This is a genomic window from Streptomyces sp. NPDC059456, assembly GCF_042750055.1.
Taxonomy (GTDB): Bacteria; Actinomycetota; Actinomycetes; order Streptomycetales; family Streptomycetaceae; genus Streptomyces.
Genome location: NZ_JBHYVA010000776.1, coordinates 1 through 3,738, shown reverse-complemented (window position 1 = coordinate 3,738; position 3,738 = coordinate 1). Strand labels below are relative to the sequence as shown.

General features: G+C 78.4%; 2 protein-coding genes. One reads left to right on the top strand and one right to left on the bottom strand.

The features are described from left to right. Positions 1 to 143: 143 nt before the first annotated feature. Positions 144 to 2,618: a helicase C-terminal domain-containing protein gene (locus ACFXA3_RS38250; RefSeq protein ID WP_385195230.1), complete on the bottom strand. Its 2,475-nt coding sequence runs from the start codon at positions 2,616 to 2,618 to the stop codon at positions 144 to 146. Positions 2,619 to 2,725: 107 nt separating this feature from the next. Between ACFXA3_RS38250 and ACFXA3_RS38245 the strand changes: the two genes are divergently transcribed. Then, positions 2,726 to 3,738, top strand: a 1,013-nt coding sequence (locus ACFXA3_RS38245) for a hypothetical protein (protein WP_385195228.1), incomplete at its 3' end; no start/stop codon positions are given.

Here is a 3,738-nt window from a genome sequence, read left to right as displayed (position 1 = left end):
GGGGGGGCGGGGATCGGCGGGTCCGGACCCGCCCCCGCCGCGGGGGCCGGGGCCGGGGCGTGCGTGTGCGTCTCGTGTTGCATGCGGCCAGGGTGCGGCGCGGAGGCCCCGCCCGGCCAGCCGTTTTCCGCCGACCGGCCGCGTTACAGGTGCTCGTCCGCCAGCTCCGCGACCCCGGTGATCCGGTGCAGCGCGTACGTCCTGACCTCGTCGGCCGTGTGGTCGTACCCGGTGACGAAGCCGCCCTCCACCCGGACCGGGGCGATGACCCGCTGGCTCGCCGCGCCGTCCGCGTTCACGTACCCGATCCACACCGCCGACCCGGTCAGCGCGGCCGCCTGCACCGTGGCCAGGGTCTCCGCCGCGCTCGTGCGCGGGAGTTCGCCCGGCACCGCGGCCGCGGCGGCCGGGTCCGCGGGCTCCTTGCGCACCGCCGTCGCCGCCAGGTCGCCGGCGCGGATGGCCCGTACGGCCGCGCCCAGCAGCGTCGCGTCCGGTACCGGCGGGCCGTCCGGCACCGGGACCGGCGCCGAACGCGGCGGCGTCCGGTGGGCATCGGCCCGCGCGACGACGACGTCGCCGGTCAGGGACTCCGCGGCCGGCGCGTAGCCCATCGCCCGCAACCCGTCGAGCAGGGCGCCCGGTTCGGCCTGCGCCGCCAGCACGGTCGGGGCCAGGCGCCGCAGGCCCAGCCCGGTGGACCGGCGGTCGGCCAGGATCTCGTTCAGCATGCCGTCGTCGTCGCAGCGCACGTACGAGGACGCCGCGCCGACCCGCAGGTGCCCGTGCCGGCGGGCCACGTCGTCGATCAGGTACGCCAACGGCTGCGGAACCGGGGTGGTGCTGTGCTCCGCGAGGAAGGCGTGCAGGTCCGAGGCGGTCCGCCCGGAGTCCAGGGCCCGCCGGACGGAGCCGGGCGTGAACCGGTAGACCGTCGCCCCGCCCTTCGACTCCACGTCGGCGAGCACGGCCAGCACGTCGCCGAGCACCCGGCGCAGCGGCCCGGGCGCCACCGCCGTCAGGTCGGCCTGGAGCAGGACGTGGTCCACCGGCTCCGGGAACAGCGGCGCCAGCAGCGGCGCCGGGTCGCGGTGCTCCAGCAGCGCCCGGCCGTGTCCGGCGAGTGCCCCGCGGCCGGTGACGCCGAGCACCTCGGCCTCGGTCAGCGTCCACTGCGCGAGGCGGGCGCGCAGTTCGCTCGTCCCCCGTACGGGGCGTTCCCAGGCGAGCCGGGCCAGGAGGGCGTCCTGGCTCGCGGAGCCGCCCTCGGGCAGCGCGGCGAGGAGTTCGAGGACGCGGCGGCGGACCTCGGGGGCGGCGGAGCGGTCGAGTTCGGGGCCCAGGGCGGACAGGGTGCGGCCCTTGGAGTCCTGGTCGCCGACCAGACCGGCGGTGCGGGTGGCGGGCAGCCAGGCCGCGGCGAGCGCCGACCACCGCTCGGCGGGCGGGAGTTCGGTCCAGTCGTCGAAGGCGGGGGTGGGCGCGTACCGTTCGTCGGCCTCCCCGTCGCTGGCCAGCAGTCCGGCCGCGTAGGCGAGTTCGATCCAGAACGCGGCCGCCGGCTCGGTGGCGTCCAAGGTGGCCGCGGTCCGCTTCAGGTCGCGTACGGACAGGCCGCCCGCCCGCAGCACCGGCGGTCCGGCGTGCTCCCAGGACTTCACCAGCTCCTCGACCGTGGCCAGCGCGGCCAGCGCCTGCCCGGCCGCGTTGGCGTCCACAAGCTGTGGACGGTGTTCGCGTTCCGCGGGCACGTCCGGGGCCAGCGGCTCCGTCACCCGGTGCGCGAGCCCGCCGCGCAGGTGCAGCGCCACCTCCCGGGGCAGTACGACGGTCCGCGCCGACGCCGGCAGCAGCAGCCCGCGGTCGCGCAGCCAGCGCACGGGCGGCGTCGGGTTCGGCGTGACCTCCCCGTACGGCGGCCCCCACACGAGCCGGCCGAGCACCTGGTGGGCCTCGGCCGGGGCCTCGTCGAGCAGCGCCGACATCCGCTCGGGGTCGGTGAACAGGCCGGTCAGCGCGGTCACGGCGGACACCGGGTCGTGCGTGGCGGGCAGCCCGGCGGCCGCCACGATCTCCTGGACCCGGGTCGGGGACATCCCGGCGGTGGCCTCGGCGACGGTCGGGCCCAGCCCCGTGGGGGAGGGCCGGCCGGCGGACGGCGCGAGGAGCTCGCGGGCGGTGCGGACCAGCCGGAGCCGTTCGTCGTCGCCCCAGACCAGGGCCTGGTCGCGCAGGGTGGCCAGGGCGCGGGGGAGTTCGGCGCGGGCGCCGTTGTCCGCGCCCGCGGTGCTGCCGTGCTCACCGGCCAGCAGCGACTCCAGCACCGGGTACGGGCACGGGTCGGGGGCCACCGCGAGGGCCTCCGCGGTCTGCAGCGCGAACCGGTCGAGCCGGTCCAGCGCGCGGACCACCGAGGCCCGGGTACCGGCCCGGGTGGCCAGCTGCGTGATGTCGCCCGGCACCGGGCCGAGCAGGTCCGGGCGGGCGTGCAGCAGGGCGCCGAGCGACGCGTCGTCGCGGGCGCGCAGCGCCTCGGCGAGGGAGCGCGGGGCGCTGCTCGCTGTGGCGCTTCCCGCAGCACTGCTGGGCTCGGGCAGCTCAGGCACGGTCGCCTCCATGGTCGCGTCGGCCGGTCCCCATCCGGCCAACGGTATCCGCTGCGCCCTCGGCCGCTCCACGGGCGCACGCGCTACCTTTCCGGTGGGTGGCACGGGAGGAGCCGGGCATGGGGATCGAGAGCGACCATCTGGTCTACGAATATCTGAGCCGGGTCGGGGACTTGGCGCAGCGGCGCCAGCTGTCCTCGGGGGACCGGATGCGGCTGGTGGCGAGGCTGCGGGACGAGATCGACCAGCGGCGCGCCAAGTACGAGCCGGAGACCCCGGCGGCCGTGCGCCGCATCCTGGAACGGATCGGCACGCCGGAGGAGGTCCTCGACGGCGTGGGCGCGTCCCCCGCCCCGCCGACGGCGGCCGCCACCCCCGAACCGGCTCCGGCGGTGCCCGCCCAGCGGGGACCGGGCCGGCTGCGCCGCAAGGCGGTGCCGGAGCCGCGCCCGGCGGACACCGCGCCCGCGCCGCCGCACCTGGCCGGGCTCGACGAACTCGGGGCCGACGGCGGGGCGGAGCCCGACTGGTGGCGGGTGGCTCCGGGGCCGTACGGGGCGGGGCCGCAGGTGGAGGGCTTCGCGGGCGGGGTGGAGATCGCGGAGCTGTTCCGGGATCCGGCGCAGGACAATCCGGATCCCGCGGCCGGCCCGGCCGGCCCGGCGGGTGCGGCGGGTGCGGCGGGGGCGCGGGCCGACGCCGCCGGGTCCGGCGTCCGGGGGCTCGTGGCGTACCTGAGGAAGCGCCGGGAGGCCAAGGCGGCCGGAGCCGCGGCGGACGCGGGCCCCGCGCCCGCGGCCGGCGCCGCCGCGCGGCCCAAGCCGCACGCCTTCCTGCTGCTGGCGGCGGTCGTGCTGGTGGCGGGTGCGGTGACCGGGTGGTGGCTGCTGCTGATCGGCGGCTGGCTGCTGGCGTACGCCTCGCGGGTGCTGGGGCCGACCGAGCGCAAGGCGGTGGTGTTCGGGCTGCCCGGGGCCGTTTTCGCCGGTGCGGTGGTGTGGCTGTGGGGCCGCCTGGAGCACCGCTGGGGCACACCGCTCACCGACGAGGGGCTGGGTGCGGCCTTCCAGGACATGTGGCCCTGGCTGGGCCGGGGCGCGGCCGTGGCCTCCGCCCTCTACCTCACCTGGCG

Bases quoted from the DNA above. Each gene is read 5' to 3' on its own strand.
- ACFXA3_RS38250 (WP_385195230.1), bottom strand. From the start codon at position 2,618: ATGGAGGCGACCGTGCCTGAGCTGCCCGAGCCCAGCAGTGCTGCGGGA.